The organism is Alteromonas sp. MmMcT2-5 (genome assembly GCF_022348315.1).
GTDB lineage: Bacteria > Pseudomonadota > Gammaproteobacteria > Enterobacterales > Alteromonadaceae > Alteromonas > Alteromonas macleodii.
The window spans coordinates 345,615-372,147 of record NZ_JAKRFB010000001.1; the positions used below are offsets into that span (position 1 = coordinate 345,615).

Annotated in this window: 21 protein-coding genes and 2 tRNA genes; 6 read left to right on the forward strand and 17 right to left on the reverse strand. The window is 44.0% G+C overall.

Annotated elements, in window-relative coordinates; all coding sequences use genetic code 11:
* Positions 1-2: 2 nt before the first annotated feature.
* From rsxB to MHN09_RS01560, 4 genes are all read right to left on the reverse strand, one after another.
* The gene (gene rsxB / locus MHN09_RS01545) at positions 3-584 is read right to left on the reverse strand and encodes an electron transport complex subunit RsxB (RefSeq protein WP_014975992.1); all 582 of its coding nucleotides are present in this window, start codon (positions 582-584) and stop codon (positions 3-5) included.
* Entirely contained in the window at positions 584-1,165 is a 582-nt protein-coding gene (gene rsxA / locus MHN09_RS01550) for an electron transport complex subunit RsxA (RefSeq protein WP_014975993.1), read from the reverse strand. Before rsxA ends, rsxB begins: the two co-directional genes overlap by 1 nt.
* Before the next feature lie 193 nt (positions 1,166-1,358).
* Positions 1,359-1,435 (reverse strand) — tRNA-Asn (locus MHN09_RS01555).
* Positions 1,436-1,462: 27 nt separating this feature from the next.
* Positions 1,463-1,539, reverse strand: a tRNA-Asn gene (locus tag MHN09_RS01560).
* Positions 1,540-2,621: 1,082 nt separating this feature from the next.
* Here MHN09_RS01560 and MHN09_RS01565 point away from each other — a divergent pair.
* The 3 genes from MHN09_RS01565 to MHN09_RS01575 all read left to right on the forward strand — a co-directional run bounded on the left by MHN09_RS01565 (position 2,622) and on the right by MHN09_RS01575 (position 7,232).
* Complete coding sequence (locus MHN09_RS01565; protein WP_222936407.1) at positions 2,622-3,920, forward strand: MATE family efflux transporter; 1,299 nt, start codon at positions 2,622-2,624, stop codon at positions 3,918-3,920.
* A 96-nt stretch (positions 3,921-4,016) separates the two neighbouring features.
* Positions 4,017-6,032, forward strand: coding sequence for an excinuclease ABC subunit UvrB (gene uvrB, locus MHN09_RS01570; protein WP_239238767.1), 2,016 nt, complete (start codon positions 4,017-4,019; stop codon positions 6,030-6,032).
* 273 nt (positions 6,033-6,305) lie between these two features.
* Entirely contained in the window at positions 6,306-7,232 is a 927-nt protein-coding gene (locus tag MHN09_RS01575) for a LysR family transcriptional regulator (protein WP_014948786.1), read from the forward strand.
* Between the two features lie 96 nt (positions 7,233-7,328).
* Here the strand turns inward: MHN09_RS01575 and queC are convergent, their stop codons facing one another.
* Entirely contained in the window at positions 7,329-7,985 is a 657-nt protein-coding gene (queC, locus tag MHN09_RS01580) for a 7-cyano-7-deazaguanine synthase QueC (protein ID WP_014975995.1), read from the reverse strand.
* Between the two features lie 95 nt (positions 7,986-8,080).
* On the opposite strand from queC, the gene queE reads away from it, so the two are divergent.
* Positions 8,081-8,755 carry a 7-carboxy-7-deazaguanine synthase QueE gene (gene queE, locus MHN09_RS01585; protein ID WP_239238834.1) on the forward strand — a complete coding sequence of 225 codons (675 nt, stop codon included), beginning with the start codon at positions 8,081-8,083 and terminating at the stop codon, positions 8,753-8,755.
* A 76-nt stretch (positions 8,756-8,831) separates the two neighbouring features.
* Positions 8,832-9,728 carry an amino acid ABC transporter substrate-binding protein gene (locus MHN09_RS01590; protein ID WP_014948789.1) on the forward strand — a complete coding sequence of 299 codons (897 nt, stop codon included), beginning with the start codon at positions 8,832-8,834 and terminating at the stop codon, positions 9,726-9,728.
* 67 nt (positions 9,729-9,795) lie between these two features.
* Here MHN09_RS01590 and asnB read toward each other — a convergent pair whose 3' ends face one another.
* Positions 9,796-11,466, reverse strand: a complete 1,671-nt coding sequence (asnB, locus tag MHN09_RS01595; RefSeq protein ID WP_014948790.1) for an asparagine synthase B — start codon at positions 11,464-11,466, stop codon at positions 9,796-9,798.
* A 391-nt stretch (positions 11,467-11,857) separates the two neighbouring features.
* Positions 11,858-13,525: a M28 family metallopeptidase gene (locus MHN09_RS01600; protein WP_239238770.1), complete on the reverse strand. Its 1,668-nt coding sequence runs from the start codon at positions 13,523-13,525 to the stop codon at positions 11,858-11,860.
* A gap of 70 nt (positions 13,526-13,595) precedes the next feature.
* Here MHN09_RS01600 and MHN09_RS01605 point away from each other — a divergent pair, with 70 nt between their 5' ends.
* Complete coding sequence (locus MHN09_RS01605; RefSeq protein ID WP_239238773.1) at positions 13,596-14,465, forward strand: DUF3025 domain-containing protein; 870 nt, start codon at positions 13,596-13,598, stop codon at positions 14,463-14,465.
* Positions 14,466-14,694: 229 nt separating this feature from the next.
* On the opposite strand, the gene MHN09_RS01610 is transcribed toward MHN09_RS01605, so the two are convergent.
* The 10 genes from MHN09_RS01610 to MHN09_RS01655 form a co-directional block, all read right to left on the reverse strand.
* Positions 14,695-15,399 (reverse strand): YIP1 family protein, encoded by a 705-nt coding sequence (locus tag MHN09_RS01610; RefSeq protein ID WP_014948793.1) that lies wholly within the window; start codon positions 15,397-15,399, stop codon positions 14,695-14,697.
* Positions 15,400-15,676: 277 nt separating this feature from the next.
* Positions 15,677-17,401, reverse strand: coding sequence for an SLC13 family permease (locus MHN09_RS01615; RefSeq protein WP_014948794.1), 1,725 nt, complete (start codon positions 17,399-17,401; stop codon positions 15,677-15,679).
* A 16-nt stretch (positions 17,402-17,417) separates the two neighbouring features.
* Positions 17,418-18,833 (reverse strand): sulfate adenylyltransferase subunit CysN, encoded by a 1,416-nt coding sequence (cysN, locus tag MHN09_RS01620; RefSeq protein ID WP_014948795.1) that lies wholly within the window; start codon positions 18,831-18,833, stop codon positions 17,418-17,420.
* A 1-nt stretch (position 18,834) separates the two neighbouring features.
* Positions 18,835-19,626 (reverse strand): 3'(2'),5'-bisphosphate nucleotidase CysQ, encoded by a 792-nt coding sequence (gene cysQ / locus MHN09_RS01625; RefSeq protein ID WP_049585840.1) that lies wholly within the window; start codon positions 19,624-19,626, stop codon positions 18,835-18,837.
* Entirely contained in the window at positions 19,626-20,222 is a 597-nt protein-coding gene (gene cysC / locus MHN09_RS01630; RefSeq protein WP_049585841.1) for an adenylyl-sulfate kinase, read from the reverse strand. The genes cysQ and cysC overlap by 1 nt, the downstream gene beginning before the upstream one ends.
* Positions 20,222-21,136 (reverse strand): sulfate adenylyltransferase subunit CysD, encoded by a 915-nt coding sequence (gene cysD / locus MHN09_RS01635; protein ID WP_014948797.1) that lies wholly within the window; start codon positions 21,134-21,136, stop codon positions 20,222-20,224. Before cysD ends, cysC begins: the two co-directional genes overlap by 1 nt.
* Positions 21,137-21,401: 265 nt before the next feature.
* Positions 21,402-22,907: a sodium/proline symporter PutP gene (gene putP / locus MHN09_RS01640; RefSeq protein WP_039227233.1), complete on the reverse strand. Its 1,506-nt coding sequence runs from the start codon at positions 22,905-22,907 to the stop codon at positions 21,402-21,404.
* 116 nt (positions 22,908-23,023) lie between these two features.
* Positions 23,024-24,772 (reverse strand): GGDEF domain-containing protein, encoded by a 1,749-nt coding sequence (locus tag MHN09_RS01645; protein WP_231515013.1) that lies wholly within the window; start codon positions 24,770-24,772, stop codon positions 23,024-23,026.
* Positions 24,773-25,201: 429 nt separating this feature from the next.
* The gene (locus tag MHN09_RS01650; protein WP_014948800.1) at positions 25,202-25,906 is read right to left on the reverse strand and encodes a DUF3379 family protein; all 705 of its coding nucleotides are present in this window, start codon (positions 25,904-25,906) and stop codon (positions 25,202-25,204) included.
* Positions 25,899-26,456, reverse strand: coding sequence for a sigma-70 family RNA polymerase sigma factor (locus MHN09_RS01655; protein WP_039233340.1), 558 nt, complete (start codon positions 26,454-26,456; stop codon positions 25,899-25,901). The genes MHN09_RS01650 and MHN09_RS01655 overlap by 8 nt, the downstream gene beginning before the upstream one ends.
* Between the last annotated feature and the right edge of the window lie 77 nt (positions 26,457-26,533).

Genomic DNA, 26,533 nt, shown 5'->3' on the forward strand with positions numbered 1-26,533 from the left:
AATTACGACACCATTTTGATGGGGATATCACCTTTAGGCGATGATTCAAAATCCCACTTCCATGTAGAAGTTGTTTGAGCAATTGGCACCATGTCGATACAGTCGACAGGGCAGGGATCTACACATAGGTCACACCCAGTACATTCATCAGTAATAACCGTGTGCATGTGTTTGGCGGCACCTAAAATGGCGTCGACAGGGCAGGCCTGAATACATTTGGTACAGCCGATACATTCGTCTTCGCGTATAAACGCGACTTTTTTAACGTCTTCTTCGCCATGAGCTGCATCAAGGGGTTTAGGTTCAACTCCCATCAAGTCTGCGAGTTTTTTAATCGTTGCCTCGCCACCAGGTGGGCACTTATTAATATCATCACCTTCAGCAATTGCCTCAGCATAAGGCTTGCAGCCCGGATATCCGCATTGGCCACACTGAGTTTGTGGTAGTACGGCATCTATTTGCTCAACAAGCGGGTCGCCCTCAACTTTAAAGCGAATGCTCGCGTAGCCCAGAACCAAGCCAAAAATAAGCGCAAGGACGCCAATGGCAACAACGGCGAATATAATTGCGGTAGATATCGTCATTACACTTTCACCAGTCCACTAAAGCCCATAAATGCTAGGGACATGAGACCAGCGGTTATCATAGCGATTGAGGCACCTTTAAAAGATACAGGTACATCAGCAGCAGCTAAACGCTCACGCATGGCCGCAAATAACACCAGTACAAGAGAGAACCCCACAGCAGCGCCAAAACCATAAATAAGACTCTGCATGAAATTATGCTGTTCGGTAAGGTTTAATAGCGCTACACCAAGCACTGCACAGTTGGTTGTGATAAGAGGAAGGAATATACCTAACAATCTATATAAGGTAGGGCTGGTTTTGTGCACGACCATTTCTGTGAACTGAACCACCACCGCGATAACAAGAATAAAGGCAAGCGTTCTAAGGTAACCGATGCCCAGTGGAGCAAGTAAATAGGTTTCCACTAGATAGCTCGATGCAGAGGCAAGGGTGAGAACAAATGTGGTGGCCATAGACATGCCCATGGCAGTTTCAAGTTTGCCAGACACACCCATAAACGGGCATAAGCCGAGAAACTTAACCAACACAAAATTGTTAACCAGTACTGTACCAATCAATAGCAGTAAAAATTCAGTCATGAATAACGCAATTCCTTCGAGGAATTTTGACGGACAATGCCCGCGAATTAAAAAGAAAAACAGATTAGGTCTATTATCCCTTTTTAGAACGGGTTTAACAACTTGATTGAATTAGGGTTATTTAATGTCTAAACGCGTTGTTTTAGGAATTAAAATAGAATGAAGTGGGTGAGGCGATTAAGAGCCAACTAAGTGGCTCCCCCTCCCCGACTCGAACGGGGGACCTGCGGATTAACAGTCCGTCGCTCTAACCAACTGAGCTAAGGGGGAATCGACACCTAAGTTGTTTGCTGAAGTTGGCTCCCCCTCCCCGACTCGAACGGGGGACCTGCGGATTAACAGTCCGTCGCTCTAACCAACTGAGCTAAGGGGGACCTGTGCTTCAACGGAGGCGAATATTAAAGACGTACTTAGGAACTGTCAACAACATAAATGAAATATTTGTGCTGACTGCGCAAAAAATAGCTTTTTACGGCTTTTATGTTCATTTTGTCGTCAATGCTGAGAAAATGATGGTTAATAACTGCACATTATTCCCTCATTGCTTATGAACAAGAGGTTGTTTTAGTAATTGATAGTTTTACCCATCTCGTTTTCTTATATATCTCACTAAAGTTAAAGGGTATAACTAAATGGAATAAAAAAGCGCTTCCATACTGGTATTATGTACAGGCTTTAATAAATCTGTAACCTGTACCTGAGGATTAAAAGGTTAGTCACCACTTACGTGCTGAGAAATTAATCGAGCACGAAATCCCGCCGAATATGGTCTGGCGTTAGTTATCCACTAAATCTGTGGATAACTATGTTGATAGCTTAGAATCGCTGTAGTTATTTACGAGATCGCGTACGTATTGATCTAATGAGGTTATGGCGTTATTGAGTGGATAATCTTTTTAATACAGTGGTTTAGGGTGTTTTTTTTGATCTTGTTTCTCGATCGGAATAGATCGGTTGAACAAAAAGTAGCTTGTGTGTTAATTCAACGAATGCCTAAATGCTATTCAATGAAATCCATCTTAATTCTCAATGCCTTACATTTTGTTAACATTTTTGTGTGTCTTTTAAACGCTCTATTTGGATAGCTAGATGCGCCCGAGACGTTTTGCCTGCATATTAAAAGTGAAACAGGATAGAAATTAAACTGTAATGAACACATACGCACGTGTTTTGATTTATTTTTACAAAAAACTCGTAGTTTTGTGGCGTAGCCAGCGAAATGGGTCATCGCACGTACTTTTGTCAAAAACATCGCTTTTCATACAACCCTCTTATGCTTTGTTTTGTTTGTCGAATACGCATAGCTAAATAGTGTTCACTCTTTTACACTAACGCGCAATTGATGAGGGGATTTTAGTTTGCCGGAGCTCAAGTGATAAAAAGTAACGCTAAACAACGTACTTCCGACTTATTGGAAGGAGATATAGGTACTACGTTAAAGCGTATGACTATTCCCATGATACTGGGTATGGTAATGATGATGAGCTTTGGACTTATCGATACCTTTTTTGTGAGCTTGTTGGGCACCGACCCTTTAGCCGCTATTAGTTTTACCTTTCCCGTTACTTTTACCGTAATAAGCCTAAACATAGGTTTAGGTATTGGTACCTCTGCAATTATAGGCAAGTTACAGGGCAGTAAAGAAATAACCAAGTCTCAACATTATGCGACGGGTTCATTAATGCTGTCCGTTTTGCTTGTGGGTGCACTAGCTGCAATTGGCTTTTTCACCATAGAGTCTGTGTTTAAGTTGCTTAATGCAACAGACAATCTAATGCCGTACATATCTGACTATATGGGGCTATGGTACTTGTCGAGCATCTTTCTTGCCATGCCGATGGTTGGCAATAGTGTGCTGCGAGCGTGTGGCGATACCCGCACACCCAGTATTGTTATGGCAGCAGGCGGCGGATTAAACGCGTTGCTTGATCCTATTTTCATTTTCGGCCTTGGGCCCATTCCGGCAATGGGAATAAAAGGTGCGGCACTCGCTACCTTTATAGCGTGGATAGTTGGTGCATTATGGATTCTTTATATTTTAGCCGTTCGTCGAAAGTTGATGTTGCCTCGACTGCTGACACTTGCCGAGCTGCGTGATAGCAGCCGTGAAATTCTCAAAATAGGACTACCTGCGGCGGGTGCGAATATGCTTACCCCTGTTGCCGGTGGCGTGATGACAGCTGTAGTTGCTGGTTACGGTGCTGAAGCGGTTGCAGCGTGGGGAGTGGGAAATAGAATGGAGTCTATTGCAAGTATTGTTGTGCTAGCACTTTCCATGACACTGCCTCCATTTATCAGTCAAAACGTTGGGGCAGGCCAAGTAGAACGGGTAAAAACGGCATATTCGCTTACATTGAAATTTGTTCTGGTTTGGCAGTTCGCCATTTTTCTTGTCATGTGGGGACTATCTAGCTGGATAGCCGTCGCCTTTGCTAATGAAGCAGAGGTAAGCGTACTAATACAGCTGTTTCTTATGATTGTACCGCTGGGTTATGGCATGCAAGGCATTATCATTCTGACTAACTCATCGTTGAATGCCATGCATCGCCCAATGACGGCATTAACGTTAAGTGTCATCCGCTTATTTGTTTTCTTCGTACCTATCAGCGTTGCGGGTAGTTTTCTATTTGAACTGAAAGGGTTATTTGCAGGAACGGTCATTGCCAATATTGCAATGGCGTGTGTTTCATTTGTTGTTTTCAAACGTGCGATTACTCAGTTTGAATCAGATAAAGAAACGTCTGAGCACAGCTAATACAAGAGCGGCTATTTAAGGCTGTGCGTTTTTAATGTTGAGTAGTTTGACCGCAAGCAAGATGTTAAGCAGTAAGCTAAAGAAAAGGTTAAGTAAATGAGTAGAGGGTTTGAGCTTCATTCTAAATACAAGCCAGCAGGCGACCAGCCAAAAGCAATAGAAGCTTTGGTGGATGGCCTAGAAAGTGGCTTGGCCGGCCAAACACTGCTTGGTGTTACGGGGTCGGGTAAAACCTTTACCATGGCTAATGTCATTAAAGAAGTGCAGAGACCAACGCTTATTCTTGCACATAACAAAACCTTAGCGGCTCAGCTTTACGGTGAGATGAAAGAGTTCTTCCCCAATAACGCCGTAGAGTACTTCGTTTCATATTACGATTATTATCAGCCAGAAGCCTACGTTCCAAGTACCGATACCTTTATTGAGAAAGACGCGTCAATCAATGATCATATTGAACAAATGCGACTGTCCGCAACTAAAGCGTTGATGGAGCGCAGAGACGTAGTCATTGTAGCGAGTGTGTCGGCTATTTATGGTTTGGGGGACCCTGAATCCTACATGAAGATGCTATTGCATCTTCGCCAGGGCGACACCATGGACCAACGTGACATTTTACGTCGCCTTGCAGAACTGCAGTACAAGCGTAACGATTTAGCGTTTGAAAGGGGTACATTTCGTGTGCGTGGCGATGTTATAGATATTTTCCCTGCGGACTCTGAAAAGCAAGCCGTAAGGGTCGAGCTTTTTGACGATGAGATAGATAAAATTAGTCTGTTCGACCCGCTAACCGGGGCTGTCGATAAGTCAGTTATTCGAGCAACGGTTTTTCCTAAAACGCACTATGTAACCCCTCGAGAGAAAATCCTCAATGCTATTGAGCATATCAAGGAAGAACTTGGCGATCGCAAAAAGCAACTTCAAGAGGCGAATAAGCTGATTGAAGAGCAGCGTATTTCACAGCGTACCCAGTTCGATATCGAAATGATGATGGAGCTTGGCTATTGTTCTGGGATCGAGAATTACTCTCGCTATCTTTCAGGAAGAGCACCGGGCGAACCACCTCCAACCTTATTGGACTATTTTCCAGCAGATGGCCTAATGTTTATCGACGAGTCTCACGTAACTGTCTCTCAAGTAGGGGCAATGTATCGCGGGGATCGCTCTAGAAAAGAGACCTTGGTGGAGTTTGGTTTCAGGCTGCCGTCGGCGTTGGACAATCGTCCGCTTAAGTTTGAAGAGTTTGAACAGATTTGCCCCCAAACCATCTATGCTTCTGCGACGCCAGGCGATTATGAATTAAAGAAAACTGACGGTGAGATAGTAGAGCAGGTTGTGCGTCCAACGGGTCTGCTAGACCCTGTTATTGAAGTACGTCCTGTAGCCACTCAGGTTGATGATGTCTTGTCTGAAATTCAAAAGCGGGTAGAGCTTGACGAACGTGTGCTTATTACTACCTTAACCAAGCGTATGGCTGAAGATTTAAGCGAGTATTTAAATGAGCACGGCGTTAAAGTTCGTTATCTGCATTCGGATATCGATACCGTAGAGCGAATTGAAATAATCCGAGACTTGCGACTGGGTAAATTCGACGTGTTGGTAGGTATTAACCTTTTACGTGAAGGTTTAGATATGCCGGAAGTGTCACTGGTGGCGATTTTAGATGCCGATAAAGAAGGCTTTTTGCGAGCCGAGCGTTCATTAATTCAGACTATTGGTAGAGCCGCGCGTCACGTGAATGGTAAAGCTATTTTGTACGCTGACAGTATTACCAAGTCGATGAAAAAAGCGATGGACGAGACTGAACGCCGTCGTGAGAAGCAAATGGCGCATAATGAGGCAAATGGTATAACGCCGATGCGACTTAACAAGCCTATTACCGATATTATGGACTTAGGCGACAGCGCGCACCCTGCGTCTGGAAAAGTCAGACTGCGCAAAGTTGAAGAGAAGAAGAAGCAACAGAAAACAGCAAGTGCTACTGAATTAATGGACCAAATCACGGAGCTTGAAAAGCAGATGTTTGAATATGCGCGTGAGCTTGAGTTTGAAAAAGCAGCATCATTGCGTGACGATATTGAAGCACTTCGAAAGCAAGTTGTTACACTCTCTTAAAAATGACGATGTGTCCCGCTAGCTGAGGCTGTATGTGGGTTCTTTCCGTATAAAACCGGATAACTCACTACAGCACTTTTCCTTTTGATGTAAGAAAATCCCCCTTTTTTCCTGTGGACAATACGACTTGACGTCAGTTTTTGGGTAGCACAAAACTCAAATTTTTAATAAAAAATGAGATGAAAAGCCGCAAAATGTCGTTGTAATAGCACAATTAGTTGAATATAGTTCTAAGTTGAGTATCGATAACTATACCTATAAACAGGTGCTAATATGCTTAATCGTCTTCAGGAGTCAGATATAAAGCTACTGCGTGTGTTTTACGCTGTAGCGAGCTGCAACGGATTTACTGCGGCAGAACCCGTGTTGCGTATGCAACGACCCAACATCAGTGCAGCCATCAAAAAACTGGAAGAACGTTTAGATTTGGTGTTATGTCATCGCGGTCGTGGTGGCTTTCAAATGACAAAAGAGGGTGAGGTGGTTTTCCAAGAAACCAAACGCATCTTTAATGCCTTCGACAACTTTGTCTTCAATCTGAAATCGCTGCATGATGACTATTCTGGTCATATCACTTTGGTCTTGATGGCTGGTCTTCCGCTTTCTATGCACTTAGCCGTAAGTAAAGCGGTTAAAAGTACAATGAAGAAGTTTGACGATATTCACGTTAATATCCAAACTCGTTTATACAATGAAGTTGAGCATGTCGCTCTATCTGGTGAGTGCCACCTCGTTGTTTCAACCTATGACATGGTCAAACCGGAATCAGTAACTTTTCATCCTGTCGGCATCAAAACTGAAGGGCGATTGTACTGTGCGCCTACACACCCTCTGGCAAAGTATCGTGATACTGATTTACCAGAAGGCGTAAAAATTGGTGATTATCCTGCCATTGGTATTTCTGGATTGTCGTCGGCAAATTACATTGAAGATGAAACCAGATTATCGATACAAACTTTCTCTGACTCATTTGATGCAGCGATGTCTGCGATTATGACCGGCGAATATGTTGGTTTGCTGCCAGACTATATGGCGAAAGAGCAGGGCGCTGCACTTGGGCTCGTGCCTATTGCAAAAGGGAGCTTATTTAAATTTAGTCACGAACTGTTTGTAATGAATGGAAAAAATACGCGATTAAACCCTGTATTACGCCACTGTATTAAAGAATTGAGCTACTTCATTTCAGAAAGTCAAAAGTAGTAGCAACAAGCACCTGCGATCACACCTCTTATTGTTTATAAACGCTTGGAATAAAGCGCTTATAAACAATAAGAGGTGTTTTTATTTCAGATTACGCTATTCGTATTCTAGAGGATCGACGGCGTTATTTTCCTTGAACGCCTCTAAGCGCTCTTCGCACGCACCGCATTTTCCGCATGCTTTTTCTCTGCCGTTGTAACAGGTCCACGTTTGGCCGTAATCCAGTCCCATTGACAGACCATCGGTCAAGATAGCGGTTTTGCTGTCGTCGATATAAGGCGTCATAATCGTAACCGGTGTATAATTCGCAATGCCGCACACATCATTCATTTTATGAACAAACTCAGGGCGGCAGTCTGGGTAAATGGCATGATCGCCAGAGTGAGCGCCATAGTATACTTCGTTAGCGTCTAAACTGACCGCGTAGCCAACGGCCAGCGATAACAAAATCATGTTGCGATTGGGCACCACGGTTTGTTTCATGCTTGGCTCTTCATAGTGGCCTTCTGGAACTTCGATATCTGAGGTTAACGCTGAACCCCCTATGAGCGTATTTATGGCGCTAATATCTACAATTTTGTGGGGAACGTTAAGCGAATTACACACGTTGGCAGCATAATCGAGTTCTTTCTTGTGGCGTTGTCCGTAGTTAAAGCTCAGTGCATGAACTTTTTTGCCTGCTTTTAGCGCCTTATGCAGCACTGTGAAGGAGTCCATGCCTCCTGAATAGATAACAACAACGTTTTCTGACATAGTTTTTCGAAGATTTAAGAAATTATGCCCGAATTTTATGTGATCCTTGGTAAAATCCCAACATACAATCGTTAAAGGGTGTCAAATTGTCTGTAATGTCCACATTAAACATCAATGAGATGTTTGAAACTATCCAGGGTGAAGGTGCTCACACTGGTATTCCCTCTATCTTTGTTCGTTTACAAGGCTGTCCTGTGGGCTGTCCATGGTGTGATACAAAACATACGTGGGAAATTAAGCCTGACTTGAGTGTGTCGCCACAAGCAGTGATCACAAAAGGCGAAGAGTCTGAAACCTATTTCATCTCCAGTGAGGAGGCTTTGCTGGCTGAGTTTAGGAAACAAGGCTATGTGGCAAAGCATGTGGTTATTACCGGCGGTGAGCCATGTATGTACGACCTACGTCCTCTGACGAGCCTACTTCACGACAACGGATACACAACACAAATAGAGACCAGCGGTACTTTTGAAGTACTTTGTGACACGCGTACGTATGTGACGGTTTCTCCTAAAATAAACATGAAAGGCGGATATGACGTCTTAGTAAGTGCGCTTGAAAGAGCGAATGAAATCAAGCACCCCATCGCAATGCAAAAGCATATTGACGAGCTTGATGCGCTGCTTACTAATGTATCGTCATTAGACGGAAAACAGGTTTGTTTACAACCAATTAGCCAGCAAAAGAGAGCCACAGAACTTGCAGTGCGTACTTGTATTGAACGTAACTGGCGGCTATCTTTACAAACACATAAATACATTGGTATTGAATAAGTGTTTGAAACGCGCCGGCTTTGTGGCAAACACGTCTTGCGCTTAAGTAATCAAATTAACAAAGGACATAAAGAAGATGCATAGCTTTAATCTGCTAAAAAAAGCCGTAATAGCGGCCGTCGCTTTGTGTTCTTTTACTGCTGCATCGATGGTTGAGGCCGCTACTTGGACAATCACTTATCCGCGTCCTATTGACGACTCAGATGCCCGTGCTCAATATCCGATAGCACTGCTTAAACTTGCGCTCGATAAAACCGGCGTAAATTATGAGCTACGCCCTTCTGATCGTATATTGCTGACGGGCAAAGCGATGCGTCAGCTACGTGAAAACAGAGAAGTTAACGTAGTATGGAGTATGACGGACAGCCAACGCGAAAAGGAATTGACCCCCATTCGTATTCCAATCGCAAAAGGGCTTATAGGTCTTCGTGTTTTCGTTATTAACGAGAATAAAAAGACGAAGTTCGATGATGTATTATCGCTGACTGACATGCGTAAACTTATACCCATTCAGGGTGAAGAGTGGCCGGACACCAAAATTCTTCAAGCCAACGGGTTTAACGTGTTTACTGTGCCTGAGTTTCGCGAAGCGTATGACATGATTAAACAAGGTAAAGGGGACTTTTTTCCTCGTTCTGTTATGGAAGTGGACGCAGAGCTGGAGGTGGAAGGTCGTCGTAACAACCTTTACCTTGAGCCTTCAATGGCGCTGTATTACCCCACCGCTATGTATTACTTTGTAAGTTCAAGTAACAAGACGTTAGCGAATCTCATTGAAACAGGCCTTAACAGAGCCATTGAAGATGGCTCTTTTGATGCGTTATTTGAATCTACGTACGCCCCAATCTTAGCGTCTTTAGGGGTTAATGAGCGTAAAATTTTCACTCTCGAAAACCCGTTATTACCCATTGAGACCCCTCTTACTAATTCTGCTTTATGGTATAAACCAAAAACAGAAGATTCAAAAGAATAAATAGACAATAAAAAACGCGGCTTAGGCCGCGTTTTTTTAATGTTAGCTCTGCTTGTACGATTGTCTATTAAGACTCGCCAGCGTGGACGCCTTTCATCGAACGGCCAGAAGGATCTGCGTTGTTTTTAAAGCTCTCATCCCACTCAAGTGCTTCTGCTGTACTACACGCAATAGATTTACCGCCTGGCACACAGCGCGCCGCACTTTCTTGAGGAAAGTAGCTCTCGAAAATAGTGCGGTAGTAGTAGCCTTCTTTGGTGTCTGGTGTGTTAACTGGGAAGCGGAATTCCGCTGTTGCAAGTTGCTGATCAGTCACTTCGTTTTCAACGAAATCGCGAATTGAATCAATCCACGAATAACCTACACCATCACCAAACTGCTCTTTTTGACGCCAAAGTACTTCTGCTGGAAGGGTTTCGCCGTTATCAAACGCTTTACGAAGGATCCACTTCTCCATTTTTCCATCTAGACACATTTTGTCTTGTGGGTTTAAACGCATAGCTACGTCAATGAAGTTCTTATCTAAGAATGGTACACGAGCTTCTACACCCCATGCTGATGTGGCTTTGTTAGCACGCGCACAGTCAAACATATGTAGACGATCAAGTTTACGTACCGTTTCTTCGTGGAATTCTTTGGCGTTTGGCGCTTTATGGAAATATAGGTAACCACCAAAAATTTCGTCAGAACCTTCACCCGATAGCACCATTTTAATGCCCATCGCTTTAATCTTGCGTGTCATTAAGTACATTGGAGTAGCGGCGCGGATCGTTGTTGTATCGTAGGTTTCCAAGTGATAGATAACATCACGGATGGCATCTAAACCTTCTTGAATGGTAAAGTGAATTTCATGGTGTACGGTGCCAATCATGTCGGCCACTTTCTTCGCTGCCTTAAGGTCAGGTGCTCCTTCAAGACCTACAGCAAAACTGTGCAGGCGAGGCCACCATGCATCTGTCTTGTCTTCGTCTTCAACGCGCTTTGCAACGTACTGCGCAGCGACAGCTGAAACCAGTGAAGAGTCCAAACCGCCCGATAGAAGTACAGCGTAGGGAACGTCAGACATCATGTGTGACTTCACAGCTTTCTCGAATGCTACACGTAGCTCTTCTAGGTTGCTGGTGTTGTCTTTTACGTTGTCGTATTCCATCCAGTCGCGTTTGTAGTACTTGGTAATTTTACCTTCTTTGCTCCACAGGTAGTGGCCAGGAGGGAACTCACTGATTGTCTTACATACGCCTGCTAACGCTTTCATTTCAGATGAAACATAGAAGTTACCGTGTTCATCGTAACCGGTATAAAGCGGAATAATACCAATATGGTCGCGGGCAATAAGGTAAGCGTCTTGTTCTTCATCGTATAGAATGAACGCAAACATACCCTCTAGTTCATCGATAAAGTCGATGCCTTTTTGCTGAAAAAGCGGAAGAATAACTTCGCAATCAGAACGGGTTTTAAATGGGTACGGCTCATCTAGATTAGCAGCAAGTTGCTTGTGGTTGTAAATCTCGCCGTTAACGGCAAGAATTTGTTTATCGTTTTGGCTGATAAGAGGCTGCGCCCCTGTATCAACGTCGACAATCGCCAATCTTTCGTGACAAAGAATGGTATTGTCATTATTCCAGATACCCGACCAGTCAGGGCCACGGTGGCGCAAAAGTTTTGATAAATCGAGGGCTTGGGTTCTGAGTTCAGACACATCGGTTTTGATATCAAGGATACCGAAAATACCACACATATAACGGATTCTCTCTGTTCACTTGTTGAAAAAAATAATAGAAGTTTTTTCTGTCGGTACTCGCGTACGAGTGGGCGATGATTTGTTGTTATTCTTATTCGCGTGCCCCTGAATGTGCCAGTCTGACAGGAAATTGCAAGTACATTATGATGAGAAAATGGAAATTCTTATTCCATTTATCCCAAAATAGCCGTTTATTAACATTTTTATCCTAATTCCATGCAAAGGTAAGCTTATGAATGCGGTAAGCAGTGCTTAATATAGAGGGAAGTGAGTTCAAATGTAGAGGGTAGTAAATTAATGCGGGTCAATAAAAAAGGGTTTCACGAAGAAACCCTTTATTAACGATAAAGAAGACGCGGCCTTCTTTGCGTTTTTACGTCAAGGTGTTTTAGTTTTGGCGCTGGAACTCGCTTGCTTCATTCCACTTCGGCCAAGCCTCTGCATTTGCAACACCTACACCCACATCAAACAGCATTTGTGTGTCTTGCACGATACCGCTTAAATCCCAATCGTCACGATACTGATCGCACACTTGGTGATAGCAGCCCGTAACAATGACATTCATACGTTTTCTGTATTTGGCTGTCTCTTCATCTGCTGGTTCATTTCCGCCTTCAGCGTACAGTGCTAGAACACCTTGCTTGGCAAAGCTGAAGTGATCTGAGCGGTAATAGTACCCAGCTTCTGGTCTGTCTTCTTGAGTCAGTGTACGACCTTGCTTAGCCGCAGCGGCTTCAAGATAGTCTTCCATTTCTGACTTACCCATGCCTACAACGGCAACGTTTTTGGTTTTACCTAATACGTTCATTGCGTCCATGTTGATATTAGCAACCGTATTTTCAATCGGAATAACAGGATTGCTTGCATAATATTTACTGCCTAACAGCCCTTGCTCTTCAGCAGTTACTACTAAAAATGATACAGAGCGTTTTGGTGCAGGCGTCAACTCTGAGTATGCTTTGGCCATGGCTAGAATAGCCGCAGTGCCCGTCGCATTATCATGAGCGCCATTATAGATTTGGTCGCCTTCTTTGCTCTCGTCTTTACCTAAATGATCCCAATGTGCCGTGTAGATAATATGCTCATCAGGAAACTCTGCGCCCGGCAGAGTCGCGATAACGTTGTTGCTCTCTGACTTTTTGAAGGTGTTGTTAACCGTAACCGATGCTTTGATATCCATTGCTTTGTTGTAAGGACCTTGCATGGCGTTTGCTTTCTCTTGGTCAAAGTCGAGCCCTGCATCAGCAAACACTTTTTTCGCCGCATCTAACGTTAACCAACCTTCAACAGCCACACGACTTGCTCCTTTGTCGGCACTTACTAGGCCGTACTGCGGACCGCTCCAGCTGTTAGCAACAACTGACCAGCCGTAAGAGGCAGGGGCTGTTTCGTGAACAATAATGGCGCCAGCAGCGCCCTGACGGCTCGCTTCTTCATATTTGTAGCTCCAACGACCGTAGTAGGTCATCGTTGTGCCTTGAAACCTACCACTTTCTGGATTTTCAAATCCCGGGTCATTAATTAGCATGACGACGGTTTTGCCTTCAACATCTAACCCTTCGTAGTCGTTCCAGTCGTACTCTGGTGCATTCACACCATAGCCAACGAAGACTAATTCTGAATCTTCAAGGGAAACTGAGCTCTGTTCTCGCTTGGAAGAGGCAACCATTTGCTCTTTATACGCGAAGTTATTGTCGCCAATAGTCATGGTCATATCTGGGTCAGCAGTAATTTCCATAAGGGCTACTTTTTGTAAAAAGCTATCCCCGTTACCCGGTTTAAGCCCCGCTTTGGTAAATTCACTAACCAAGTATTCAATGGTTTTCTTTTCGCCTTCAGTCGTCGGTAAACGGCCCTCAAACTCATCTGAAGACAGTACCTTTAATGGCTCGCGAATATCGGCGTCTGAAATATTGTTGTAAACACTGTCAAAGTTAGACGCCACAGGCATCTCTTTTTTCGCAGACTGATCTTGTGACGCGCTGTCGTTGTTAGGTGTGCAAGCACTTACGCCCAGAAGGGTAGGTACAAGCAATGGCAAAAACATTTTTTTCATTGTTAGTCTCTGTTTGCTCTACAATACTTGCTCAGTATAGAGAAAACCCCAGAGCGAACCAATAGTTGATATGCAATCAGACTCAATCCCTTTCTGTAAAGACTACTTAAAAAAACACGCAAGTTATCCTGTAACCATTCTTTTAGATGAACTCGGTTTAATGAGTCATAGTAAGTTTCCATCTCCTGATGTGCTTAATGAACTTACATCTAGATATCACAAGCAATGGACGGGGCCTGTATTTAAAGGACAGAGTCAGTTTTCAGAAGATGAACAGCGTTACTATGAAACGATTATTAGTGAAGATGGGGTTGTTCCTACCAGAGAGCAAAGCTGGCACGATCTGTTTAATGCACTAATCTGGCTGCAGTTTCCCAAAACAAAATCCTTATTAAATGAACTGCATATAAGCGATATCGAGGCGTACGGCGTAAACCCTCGCACCGCACGTCGCAATCGGATTACCCACTTTGATGAGTGTGGCGTGGTGCTGGCGATAGAAGAGCCCAGACCAAGTGGCGTTGAATCGCTAGAAGTTTTCCTACAGCAACTGGCCACCCATGAATGGGAACAGGTATTTCTAGCAAATCGAGGGCGTTGGCATGCTGAAGTAACGCCCTATGTATTTGGGCATGCGAATTTAGAAATGATGCTGAACCCGTTTATTGGGCTTACTGGAAAGTGGCTCGCGGTTTCAGTGCCTCAAGGATTTAATGAGCTCGATAAATGGCAACAACGCGCCGTACTCGACGATGCAATGTCAGCCCGAATTTCAGCACTCGATGCTTTTCAGATCACACCACTCTTAAAGCCCCTTCCTTTGTTGGGCGTGCCTTTATGGCATTCACCGCAGGATGCGAAGTTTTATCAAAATAAAGATTATTTCAGGCCGTTACGACAAGGGTCTAAGCAAACGAAACAGCTGCCGCTGTGGGTGTAATACCATATATGGTATAATGATACTTCGTGTGACGACAAAAGCGGCAATGATGCTATTCATGGGTAGTGAAAGAAATGAAAGGGTGCGTCTTTTTAAAGTAAGGCTGCGCGGCCAGTTTATAGAAACGCTGTACTAAAACACTGTAATCACAAACATTATATTCATAACTACTGTATTAATAGCACAGCGCACTTTTCGTATAGTGGGCGCGTTCCATTCGCAAGGTTAATTAGAACAAGGCGAGGGCAATCAACCAGATGCCGTAGATAACAATATAAGGTGCACTTGCAATTAATGCCGCTTTTTTAAGAGAAAAGGCGGTCCATTGAGTAATGCCTACGGTGGCTAAATAAATGCCCCAGAATAGCTCTACCCTTAACGCCTGGCCGAAAGCGTACCAAGGCGAGTCCATCGGGATATTCGCAATATACCCAAGGGACGCTGGCGATAAAATTGATGGCGCTACTTGATGGTCGCCTGCGAACAACAGCAAAGCAACACCCACTAAACCAGTAAGCACATAAGGCATTGAAAGCCACCAAGCGAAACCATACCAGTCAGTAAAGCCATACACATGGCTGTCGTCAGAACGGGTCATTAAATTCACGTACACGGCGTAAATGGCGTTTACGATAATAGGAATAAAAAAGGCACCTATAACCGATGACCAAAGCAAAGCATCCCTGGTGAAGAAGGCCTTCATTTGCTCTTCTTCTGCCGGACTCATATCCCCTTGCGCGGCAATATTCATCTGAGCGAACCATTCAATGTCAACGAAGTTTACATACAAGTACTGGGAAACAAGCGAAATTGCCATGATCAAAATAAATGGCATCCAGCTCCAATTGTTGTTTTCACCTACTGCTTTAAATACACCATTAGGCTTGAAGAAAATATCGTTACACGCTTGAAAGGGGTTCGTTACATTGTGCATCCCTTGCTCCTATTTCGTTTTTATTATTACTCTGGCTCTGGGTAAAGCCATGAGTCATTGTTAGCTTGCCAACAGGCAGGCAATAAATTGAGTTATAGATTACTGTTGGCTACAGGTGTTGTACAGCACAACATCTTGATATTTGTAAGAGAAAATGAATGTATTGAAAGGTTATAAATAAAAAAAGGGAAGCGTTCGCTTCCCTTTACGTAATACTGCTGATTGCTGCTCTATCTTTGGTGATTTTCTATGTCCTCTCAAAACGCGCCGCAAGACCTTACAAATAAGTAATATTAAGCAGTGTCAAAACTATGGTGCTATACAACAGCGAAATAGGCAGTCCAATTTTTATAAAATGCGAAAACTTATAATTCGCCGCATTATAAACAAGCAAGTTGGTTTGATAGCCGAATGGTGAAATAAAACTGGCACTTGCTGCAAATGCTACCGCTAATGCAAATGGCATTAGCGGTGCGCCAATGATTTGCACTAACCCGTAGGCAAACGGGAACATTAACGCTGCAGCAGCGTTGTTGGTAACGAACTCTGTTAAAACCAGTGTTAGCAAGTAGATGACTAACAATGCTATGAACCAGTCAGTACCCGACAACACCGGCATAAGTGCCTCGGTGGTTATATTAATAACCCCTGAATTTTCTAATGCGGTTGCCAGGCTTAGCGCGCCTACAATCACAACAATCAAATTCAACGGTAAATTTCGTTTCATTTCGCCGTTTGACGTTACCCTTACGCCAATTAGCACAGCGGCTAAAAACAGCAGACCAATAGCCAGTGAAATGACATTAGTTGCAGCCAATAACACCGTGGAAAGGAAGCCGCCAAGGGTAATCCACTCTTGCTTGTTGGTTAGTGGGCGGGCGATTTTTTGCTCTGACAAAATAAAAAAGTTTTTATTTAAATTTTGACGAGTCGCAAAGTCTGGGCCTGTGGCTAAAAGTAAGAAGTCACCTGCTTGAAGCTTTATTTCTCCTAACTTGCCTGACAGCTGCTCTCCATCGCGGCGAATGGCTACAACAGCCGCATCAAATAGGGCTCTAAAGCCAAGTTTTTTAATGGTTTGCCCAATAACTTGAGCGCGATTGGCAACAACTACCTCGGTTAAGCTCTCACGCAATACCCCATCGGTCTCAGCAAACATGCTTAGCCCCTTTATGTGGCTAAGGTTATCAAGCTTTTGAACGTTGCCAGAGAAGATCAGTTTGTCGTTTTCCAGAATGACCAGGTCAGGCCCCACAGGAGATATCAGGTTGCCATTGCGCACCACTTCTACCAAAAAGAGTTCTGGTAAGTTACGTAAATGGTTTTGTTCTACGGTTTTGCCTATGAGTTCTGAACCAGACTCCACTTCGGCTTCAACCATATACTCGTGATAGTTGTTACTCTTATTGCCAATATGAGGTAGCAAAGGAAGTAGCAAAAACATGAGTAGACCACAGCTTAAACCCGCTACGGTGCCATAAAGTGTGAAGTCAAAAAAGTTAAAGCCTGGATGCCCGTGCTCTTGCAAAAAGCTGTCTACGATCAGGTTGGTAGACGTACCGATTAAGGTGACCGTACCGCCTAAAATAGCTGCGTATGAGAGCGGGATCAGTAATCGAGAGGCAGGATGATATTGGTTTTGCTTAATTGGACCAATAAGGCTTGCCACAATAGCAGTATTGTTCAAAAGCGCAGACGATAAAAAGGTCAGTGAAAACAAGCGCCAATAGGATTGAGTAAAGTTAGCACTTACTAGTTTCCTACCTAGGCGTTTTATTAACGCTGTTTTATCAATTGCACTGCTTACCAAAAGCAACAAAACAAGGGTAATAAGACCCTTGTTTGTTAAATTTAGCAAGATGTCATCAAGAGATAACTGCTGGGTAACCAGTAAAGCTAACACTGCACCAGAAAACACAGTGGAAGGGCGCTGATTGGTAAAGATCAGCGCGCATATCGTACCGGCAAATACTGCCAGTACGATGAACTGGGTCACATCCATATTGCTCCAGTCCTGCTTAAAGTTTACTGATATCCACAGAGTTCCAATGCGGGAAGTGCTTGCGTACTAGTGCATTGAATTCAAGCTCGAACTCAGAGAAGTTTGGTGAGGTATGCTGTGCGTCACCCGCAATTTCGTCAATGATCATACCTGCACCAACGGTTCCGTTGGTCAAGCGATCTATGACGATGAATGAACCGGTAGGGCGGTTGCGCTTATACGGGTCGCAGGCAACAGGTTGAGTAAACTTAACGTCTACTACACCAATCTCGTTAAGATTTAAGTGCATGGCATCCGTTTCTTCCAACGTGTTCACATCAATTTGATTATCGATATGAGCAACTACCCCTGGCGTTGATTTAGTCGCGAACTTAAACAAGTATTGCTTGTTTGGCATTAGCGGCTCTTCAGACATCCACACGAGGTGAGTTTTAAATTGCGTGTTAAGCAGTGGCAAGTTGTCTGATTTTACAATCATATCGCCACGAGAGATGTCAATTTCATCTTCTAGCGTTAACGTTACTGCTTGAGGTACATAAGCGCGCTCTTGGTCGCCTTCAAACGTAACGACTTGCTTCACCTTTGATTTCTTACCAGAAGGAAGTGCCGTTACTTCATCACCAGGTGCAACTTGGCCAGATACCACGGTACCCGCAAAGCCGCGGAAATCTAAGTTAGGACGGTTAACGTATTGTACAGGGAAGCGAAAATCTTCTAAGTTATCGTCTTCACCAATTTCAATGTTTTCCAACATTTCCATAAGTGGCGTGCCGTCAAACCATGGTGTCTTTTCGCTCTTACCTACTACGTTGTCGCCTTCAAGTGCTGAAATAGGTACGAACTGAATGTCAGGAATATCAAGCTGCTCAGCAAACTTCAGGTAGTCTTCCTGAATTTGCTTGTACACTTCTTCTGAATAGTCCATCAAGTCCATTTTGTTGATAGCAACAATAACGTGTTTTATACCTAGAAGAGAAACCAGGAACGAGTGACGTTTCGTTTGTACCTTAACGCCGCCGCGAGCATCAACAAGAATAATAGCAAGGTCGCATGTTGACGCACCGGTTACCATGTTACGAGTGTACTGCTCGTGCCCCGGAGTATCAGCGATAATAAACTTACGCTTGTCAGTAGAGAAGTAGCGATAGGCTACGTCGATAGTAATCCCTTGCTCACGCTCAGACTGAAGACCGTCTACAAGAAGGGCAAGGTCAACTTTCTCGCCGGTAGTGCCCACTTTTTTACTGTCTTTAGTGATAGCGGCAAGTTGGTCTTCATAAATCATTTTAGAATCGTGAAGTAAGCGACCAATAAGGGTACTTTTGCCGTCGTCTACGCTACCGCAGGTAAGGAAACGTAGCATGTCTTTCTTTTCGTGTTGCTCAAGGTAAGACAGTATATCCTGTCTTAATAATTCGTTTTCGTTGTTCATGTTATGCGCTCACAAGGAAAAAGGGGTTTAACACAGACTCTTTTTGGTTGTACGTAAGAGCGTCAGCGTTGTCATCTAATGGGTTTCCAGGGTCTAGTACGGTTACGTTTGCGCCTGCCGCTAATGCGACGGCGTGCGCTGCTCCCGTATCCCATTCAGATGTTGGGCCTAATCGAGGGTAAAGATGTGCTTCGCCCTCAGCCACCAAGCAAAGCTTCAGTGAGCTACCCATCGCCACAAGCTCGGTTTCACCTTTAAGCTGTGCCAATAAATTCTGAATTTCTGGGCTTTGGTGAGAACGACTACCTACCACTTTCCACACTTCGGCACCATCGTGCTTGCGCGCAGAAATAGCGGAAAATTCGCCATTTACTTCAGTCCACGCACCTTCACCAACAATACCTACATAGCTTTTGTTTAGTGCTGGCGCGTAAACCACACCCATGGTCGGTTTACCGTTTTCGATAAGTGCAATATTTACCGTAAACTCACCGTTTTTCTTAATAAACTCTTTAGTGCCGTCTAGCGGGTCTACCAGCCAGTATGACGACCACGTTTTGCGCTCTTCCCATGAAATATCTGCTGACTCTTCAGAAAGAATCGGTAGGTTAGATTCAGCTTCAAGGGCGTCAACGATTACGTTATGTGCGGCAAGGTCAGCTTCTGTTAGCGGGCTGGTATCCTGCTTTTCATAAATGGCGAAGTCTTTCTCGTAAATGGCCATTATCTTATCGCCGGCTTCTTTGGCGATAGCTAGCACTTTCTGTGCAAGACTATTTAAAGGCTGTGTCATTACACCAATCCCTTTTCTTGAAGCAAAGCATACAATCGCTCAGCGGTTTGCTCTGCTGGTTCATCCTGATAGGTTAAGTGTACTTCTGGCGCTTCAGGTGCTTCATAGGCTGAATCAATACCTGTGAAGTCCTTAATTTCACCGCTACGCGCTTTCTTGTATAGCCCTTTCGGGTCGCGTTTTTCACACACTTCAAGAGGTGTATCGACAAACACTTCTACAAACTCTCCGTCTTCCATTAAGCTGCGGCAATAATCGCGGTCGGCTTTGAAAGGCGAGATAAAAGCGGTAAGCACAATGGTACCGGCATCGACAAAAAGTTTTGCGACTTCGCTAATGCGGCGAATGTTTTCAACGCGATCTTTATCGCTGAAACCTAAATCGCCACACAGACCGTGGCGCACGTTGTCGCCGTCAAGCAGATAGGTGTGCTTGTTCTGCTCGTGAAGCTTTTTCTCAAGCAGGTTGGCTAATGTCGATTTACCAGAGCCGCTTAAACCCGTTAGCCAGAATACACGAGGCGTTTGACCAAGCTTTTCAGAGCGGGTGGTCTTGTTTACTTCGTGTTTATGCCAAACAACGTTGTCGGTGGCCATTAGAAGTACCCTTCCATTTTCTTCTTCTCCATAGAGCCTGCGCTGTCATGGTCGATAACTCGGCCCTGACGTTCAGACGTCTTGGTAAGCAGCATTTCTTGGATAACTTCAGGTAGGGTAGCTGCTTCTGATTCTACCGCACCGGTAAGTGGGTAACAGCCAAGAGTACGGAAACGCACAGAGCGCATCTCTGGTACTTCACCTTCTTCTAGCGGCATACGGTCGTCGTCAACCATAATAAGAACGCCGTCGCGCTCAACGACAGGGCGAGGCTTAGAAAGGTAAAGTTGCGGAATATCGATGTTTTCTAGGTAGATGTATTGCCAGATATCTAGCTCAGTCCAGTTAGACATTGGGAATACACGAATGCTTTCGCCTTTATTAACCTGAGAGTTATAAATATTCCAAAGCTCTGGACGCTGGTTTTTTGGGTCCCAGCGGTGGTTGCTGTCGCGGAATGAGTAAACACGTTCTTTGGCACGTGATTTTTCCTCGTCGCGTCGAGCGCCACCAAATGCAGCATCGAACTTATATTTGTTCAGTGCTTGCTTAAGTGCTTGGGTTTTCATGATGTCAGTATGTTTTGCTGAACCGTGGCTAAATGGGCCAACGCCAGCTTCAACACCTTCTTCATTGATGTGAACAAGCAAATCAAAACCGTGTTTCTTAGCTTGTTCGTCACGGAACTTAATCATTTCACCAAACTTCCACGTGGTATCTACGTGTAATAATGGGAAAGGAATTTTGCCGGGCGCGAACGCTTTACGGGCAAGGTGAAGCAGTACAGAAGAGTCTTTTCCTACAGAGTAAAGCATAACTGGGTTTTCAAACTCAGCAGCAACCTCACGGAAAATCTGGATACTCTCGGCTTCGAGTTGTTTCAAATGCGTTACAGACGGGATACTAGCAGTCATTTTGAAGTCCGAATTTTATGTTATATACAAAAAAGTTATATATGGGTTATTTTTCTGCATAGAACGATAACATATTTAATTTCAAAAGTAGTATGCGATTTTGCTATTTAAAATAGCTATCTTATTTCAATAAATAAAACTGTCATGCAATTGAAGCATAAGCCACTTTTTTCAAGGCCTATAAAAAGAAAAAAGCCCTGTTTAGTAACATAAACAGGGCTTGTTATTCACTTTCGTTGCGAATGACTTATTTCGTATCGTTCGCTTACCTTTCAGTCAATTTGGTCTGGAAAGCGTCGAACGTATCAACCACACCTTCTCTTGGCGAGCCAGATTTACTTAAAATCATGATGGTTAAGCTAGATAAAATAAACCCAGGGACAATTTCGTACATCCAGTCACCAAGCTTTTGGCCGCCGATTTCAATAGGAAGATAAATCCACAGTAACACCGTCACTGCACCAACGATCATACCACCTAATGCAGCACGGCGAGTCATTTCACGCTTAAACAGGCTAAATAGTACAAGCGGTCCGAAGGCTGCACCAAAGCCAGCCCAAGCATTACTTACAAGCGTTAAAATGGTGCTGTCTCTATCATAAGCTAGATAGATTGCTACGAGCGCGACAACTACTACGCTGACTCGACCAGCAATAACGAGCTCGCCATCTGACGCATCACGTCTTAGGAAGGCTTGATAAAAGTCACTGGTTAGTGAACTTGAGGTTACCAACAGCTGAGAAGAAATAGTACTCATGATCGCCGCTAAAATCGCAGCGAGCAGGAAGCCACCGATGAGCGGGTGGAATAGAATTTGAGATAAGTAGATGAAGACGGTTTCTGGATCGATTTCGTTTCCGTTACCTGTTACATAGGCAAGGCCGAAAAGCCCCGTCATTAACGCACCAATAATCGACACAATCATCCAACTCATACCGATATTGCGCGCAGTTGGTATATCTTTAACAGAACGTATCGCCATAAAACGCACAATGATATGAGGCTGACCAAAATAACCTAGGCCCCATGACATCAGTGAAACAATGCCTATTACGCTTAGTGCTTCATTGGTAGACGCATCCATAAATGCATCGAAAAGCGCCGGATTAATGGTATCTAAGGCGTCAATTGACGCGCCGATTCCACCCAACTCGCTAATAACAACGGCAGGTACCATAATGAGAGATACAAACATGATGCACCCCTGAACGAAGTCGGTCATGCTTACTGCCATGAAACCGCCTACGAGGGTATAAGCTACGACGACACCCGCGGTGACGTATAAGCCGGTCTCATAAGTTAATCCAAATGATGTCTCAAAGAGCTTTCCGCCAGCTACCACACCAGAAGAGGTGTAAAGCGTAAAGAAGACAACGATAACCACAGAGGCTATAACGCGCAATAAACGCGTGTTGTCAGCGAAGCGATTTTCAAAATAGTCGGGGAGGGTAATGGAGTTATTGGCTACTTCAGTGTAAACGCGAAGGCGTGGAGCAACTAACATATAATTTGCCAGAGCACCGAGTGTCAAACCAACGGCAATCCAGCCAGCAGATAAGCCTGATACATACATTGCACCGGGTAAGCCCATGAGCATCCATCCGCTCATATCCGATGCACCTGCTGAAAGCGCGGTTACCGCGGGGCCTAGTTGGCGGCCGCCAAGCATATAGCCTTCTACGTTGGTGTCTGTCTGCCGATAAGCGAAAAGGCCTATCCCTAACATTACAACAAAATACAAACCCAACGAGATTATCGTGCCAGTAGCCATATAAATTCCCTATGTTTTTTCTTTCATGCTAACACCTATGACATAGAGTCTCTATGTCAGTCAGCGACCTTGCATGTTTTCTATACGGTAATTCGTAAATAAAGTTTGGCGAAAGGTTAAATTGGAAAAGATGCAACGCGCGCTCGACCTTCTCTTTTGGCCCTGTAGAGAAGCTCATCACACATCTTGATAATGGTGTCTAGGTTGGTTTCTCCGTTGACGTCTAACAGACCCGAAGAAAAACTCACGGAAAACATTTCTTTTGTATTGCTCCAGTGTTTCTGGCGAGAAAGCGCGAAATTCAGCTCGTCCAGAATTCGCTTAGCAGACCTTTGGTCGGAGTCGGAAAAGTAAATCAAAAACTCTTCGCCGCCATATCGGCAGAGCTTGTCTGACTTACGAATTCGGTTTTTGATAATCTGCGTAAAGGTAGTCAACACTTCATCACCGACAACGTGGCCGTATTTGTCATTAATCTTTTTAAAGTTGTCGACATCAAGTAGAGCAATACAGGACGCTTTATTGCCTTTCAGTGCTTTTTTCAAACTGTTTAGCATAGCTCGTCGCGTGAGTGCGCCAGTTAGCGAGTCACGCTCTGCCAATAAATCGCTCTGCCTTTTAGAAATCCATAGCCATAGTGCAAGAATGATGAGAATTGTGATAATCAACGCAAAAATGGTGGTTTTCATTGCTTCTTTGTCGGTAGAAAGGCCATCTTTTTCACTTCTGAGCACAGTGAGTTCTTTTTGTCGATATCGCGCTAACTCGATATCTTTCGCAATACCGTCGGTAAACGAAGAATTTGACAACTTGAATTGCTCAGTGTTTTTTTCAACAAGAAGCCTATTGTAGGTTTTCGAATGCTCATATGCTTTTTCGTAGTCACCCGAAGCATCGTAAAGCCTAGAAAGCTCCCGCTCTAACCTAAGCTTGATTTTTTCTTTAAAACCCGAATTTGGAATAGTAGCCAGAACGATATTGCGGTAACGCTGAAGGGAGTCTTGAAATTTAGCATCATCGTTCAATACCGCAGCGTAAAGTGCATCTGCGTAAGCTGAAAGCTCCTCAGTTCTTTGTTTTACCTCTGTGGTATCAAGCTGCCTGATTTGCGTCATGACTTCTTGCGCTAGCAGTTCATATCCTTCGCTTTTTTGAAACACTACTACACGAAGTCTTTGGACATACGTCAACAACTTTTCGTGCACTGACGTTACTGTGGACAAATGCTCTATTGCGTCGTTTGACATAGCCAATGCTTCTTCAAACTTATTTTGAATTAACAATGAATCGATGGCCGAGAAGTAGGCCCAAGTCTTTACCATGGTGTTGTTATCTTGCGTTTTACTTTCAATGATCTCTTTTGAGTGGAAAAATGCTCTGCTTGGAACGAAGAGTTCCAGATAAGCACCTCTCAGCCAATCATGTGCAATTACGTTTGATAACGCATTTTCTAAGCTTTTGTCTGATGAGTATCGAGGAAGGTGCGGTAACGCATATTCGATTTCATTAATTGCTTGTATTGGGTTCGCAAGGGTTAGTTCCATCGCTAACCATATGCTAGCTATAGCAGTGGCTCGTCGACTCCCAGTTTCTAGCGCTTCTCGCTGCAAACGGCGCAGTTCAGGAACAGAAAAATTTACCCTATGGTCAGAGCCTTTAAAATCATTTACCGCTCTAGCATAAATGTAATATGCCTTCGCAGCAGCGAAAAGCTCAGGCTTAATTGTCTTAAGCTCTTGCCAATGCTTATCTAATAGAGGCTCTTTAACGAAAAGTGGGATTCTCGGCGAGTCAGCATCATTCGCAGTATAAGTGGCCAACAAGTGTCTAAATATCACGCCTTCACTTTGCGTGTCATTCTGCAAACCGGCGCTCGTTAACATAGCAATGATATTCTCATTGCTCACCTCGCTAGGTGTATTCCAATGATAAATTGCCGTTGCAGCTATATGACTATAATTATCAAGTTTTTTTAGTCTAAGTGCGTTGGGAATATCTATACTTTGAGCAAAGACAGTGAAACAAGCTATTGCAGGAATCAAAAGGCAAATCATTAGCCTTGTAAAACGAAACCAAGCGCTCATTGTGATGGAGACCTCTTTACTGCGGGTAAGTGAATGAAGTGATTAACTGAAATTAAAACGGACGTTTTAACCTTTAAGTCGGAGTATAAGTTTTATTGAACAGGGTTTCATCTTAATTTTGGGCAAAAAAAATCGGCCCATAGGGGCCGACGAAGGGAAGTGCTAAAGATACGCACTTTTTTGGAACACTTTACAGTTACTTAACGTGTGTTAAGCAGAGAATTGAATCCTTTCTGACACCGCCTTTTTCATATCGCTTAAATCAGCATCTTTATCGCCAACAATCATTACATTGGCATGCTTCATTTTAATGCTCTCTCCATGGTACTGACCATCGGCAAACTCGCTTGGTACGGAGACATCTCCACGTTCAGGTACTACGAATACCGACATCTTGCCTTGTGGCGTATTCACAATCAGGTGAAGGCTTCTAACTGTGCTCAAATGGCAATAGTTTGCGACCTCTACACCGTCGAGCATTTCGCTAAAGCTGCCACCAAAGCTTGCTAGCTTTGCGTTAACCATGTTCAAATCAACAGGAAGCAACGAATGAGCGTGTTCCATTTCTGCGTACTGCATATGGGCAAGTGCTTGTCCGCCAATACTAAGCGGTTGGTGGTACCACATGGTAAGTCCGATACCTACAGTGAAAGCAACCGATGCAGCCATGGCTAAATACCAGCGACTTCTGCGTTTATAACGGGTGAATTCGTCTGCAGACTGCTGCCATATTAGCTTGCTTGCGAGATCCTCTGGTACATCGACTTTCAATGCTTGCTTTAATTGCTTATCTAACTGCTTTTGTTCATTCCAGAAACTGCGTTTACTTTCATCCGCTTTTGCCGCTTCTACAACATCACTGTCAGTCGTTTCTGGATCGGCGTAGATACGACGCCTAAATTCTAACTCATCCATTTACACGACCTCTCTGTTCATTTTGCTTCTCTAATGCCTCTTTTAGCTGATTCCTCGCTCTGAAAAGGCGAGTCATTACTGTGTTTTTGTTAAGCCCTAACTGGTTGGCGATCTCTTCGCCACTAAAACCGAAAATCAACTGGAGTATTAAGGGTTCACGATACTCCACACTCAATCCACCTAATAGTCGCTGAAGCTCTCTATCTTTCAAGTCCCCATCAGCATGCTGTGTGTCATCTTGAATATGGCAATCATCAATATCTACTGTGTCGAACTGTTTGCGTTCAAACCGACGGGCGTTTTCGCGGCGAAGAATGGTAATTAACCATGACTTTGCTGCTTTTTCATCATTTAGGGCGTCTAATGAGCGCCAAGCACGTAAAAAGGTTTCCTGAACAACATCTTCAGCAATGCTCTGGTCTTTGATAAGCCAAAATGCATAGCGGTAGATGTCGGCGTGAAATGCCTTTACTAATGCTTCATATCTTTGGTGTTTTGCTTTCATACCCGATAAGACCTGAGCATTATCAGATTTATTTCGCCCAAACATAAAAAAATCCAAAAACTTAATTTTTTCTCACTATGGCATAAAAAACGCGCCATTTCGTTAGCCGAAAGGCGCGTTTT

Bases quoted from the DNA above. Each gene is read 5' to 3' on its own strand.
- MHN09_RS01590 (WP_014948789.1), top strand. From the start codon at position 8,832: ATGCATAGCTTTAATCTGCTAAAAAAAGCCGTAATAGCGGCCGTCGCT.
- MHN09_RS01655 (WP_039233340.1), bottom strand. From the start codon at position 26,456: ATGTTTGGGCGAAATAAATCTGATAATGCTCAGGTCTTATCGGGTATG.
- queE (WP_239238834.1), top strand. From the start codon at position 8,081: ATGTCCACATTAAACATCAATGAGATGTTTGAAACTATCCAGGGTGAA.
- rsxA (WP_014975993.1), bottom strand. From the start codon at position 1,165: ATGACTGAATTTTTACTGCTATTGATTGGTACAGTACTGGTTAACAAT.
- cysN (WP_014948795.1), bottom strand. From the start codon at position 18,833: ATGAACAACGAAAACGAATTATTAAGACAGGATATACTGTCTTACCTT.
- queC (WP_014975995.1), bottom strand. From the start codon at position 7,985: ATGTCAGAAAACGTTGTTGTTATCTATTCAGGAGGCATGGACTCCTTC.
- MHN09_RS01650 (WP_014948800.1), bottom strand. From the start codon at position 25,906: ATGGATGAGTTAGAATTTAGGCGTCGTATCTACGCCGATCCAGAAACG.
- MHN09_RS01575 (WP_014948786.1), top strand. From the start codon at position 6,306: ATGCTTAATCGTCTTCAGGAGTCAGATATAAAGCTACTGCGTGTGTTT.
- MHN09_RS01565 (WP_222936407.1), top strand. From the start codon at position 2,622: ATGATACTGGGTATGGTAATGATGATGAGCTTTGGACTTATCGATACC.
- MHN09_RS01600 (WP_239238770.1), bottom strand. From the start codon at position 13,525: ATGAAAAAAATGTTTTTGCCATTGCTTGTACCTACCCTTCTGGGCGTA.
- cysC (WP_049585841.1), bottom strand. From the start codon at position 20,222: ATGGCCACCGACAACGTTGTTTGGCATAAACACGAAGTAAACAAGACC.
- rsxB (WP_014975992.1), bottom strand. From the start codon at position 584: ATGACGATATCTACCGCAATTATATTCGCCGTTGTTGCCATTGGCGTC.
- uvrB (WP_239238767.1), top strand. From the start codon at position 4,017: ATGAGTAGAGGGTTTGAGCTTCATTCTAAATACAAGCCAGCAGGCGAC.
- MHN09_RS01615 (WP_014948794.1), bottom strand. From the start codon at position 17,401: ATGGATGTGACCCAGTTCATCGTACTGGCAGTATTTGCCGGTACGATA.
- putP (WP_039227233.1), bottom strand. From the start codon at position 22,907: ATGGCTACTGGCACGATAATCTCGTTGGGTTTGTATTTTGTTGTAATG.
- MHN09_RS01605 (WP_239238773.1), top strand. From the start codon at position 13,596: ATGCAATCAGACTCAATCCCTTTCTGTAAAGACTACTTAAAAAAACAC.
- cysQ (WP_049585840.1), bottom strand. From the start codon at position 19,626: ATGACACAGCCTTTAAATAGTCTTGCACAGAAAGTGCTAGCTATCGCC.
- asnB (WP_014948790.1), bottom strand. From the start codon at position 11,466: ATGTGTGGTATTTTCGGTATCCTTGATATCAAAACCGATGTGTCTGAA.
- MHN09_RS01610 (WP_014948793.1), bottom strand. From the start codon at position 15,399: ATGCACAATGTAACGAACCCCTTTCAAGCGTGTAACGATATTTTCTTC.
- cysD (WP_014948797.1), bottom strand. From the start codon at position 21,136: ATGACTGCTAGTATCCCGTCTGTAACGCATTTGAAACAACTCGAAGCC.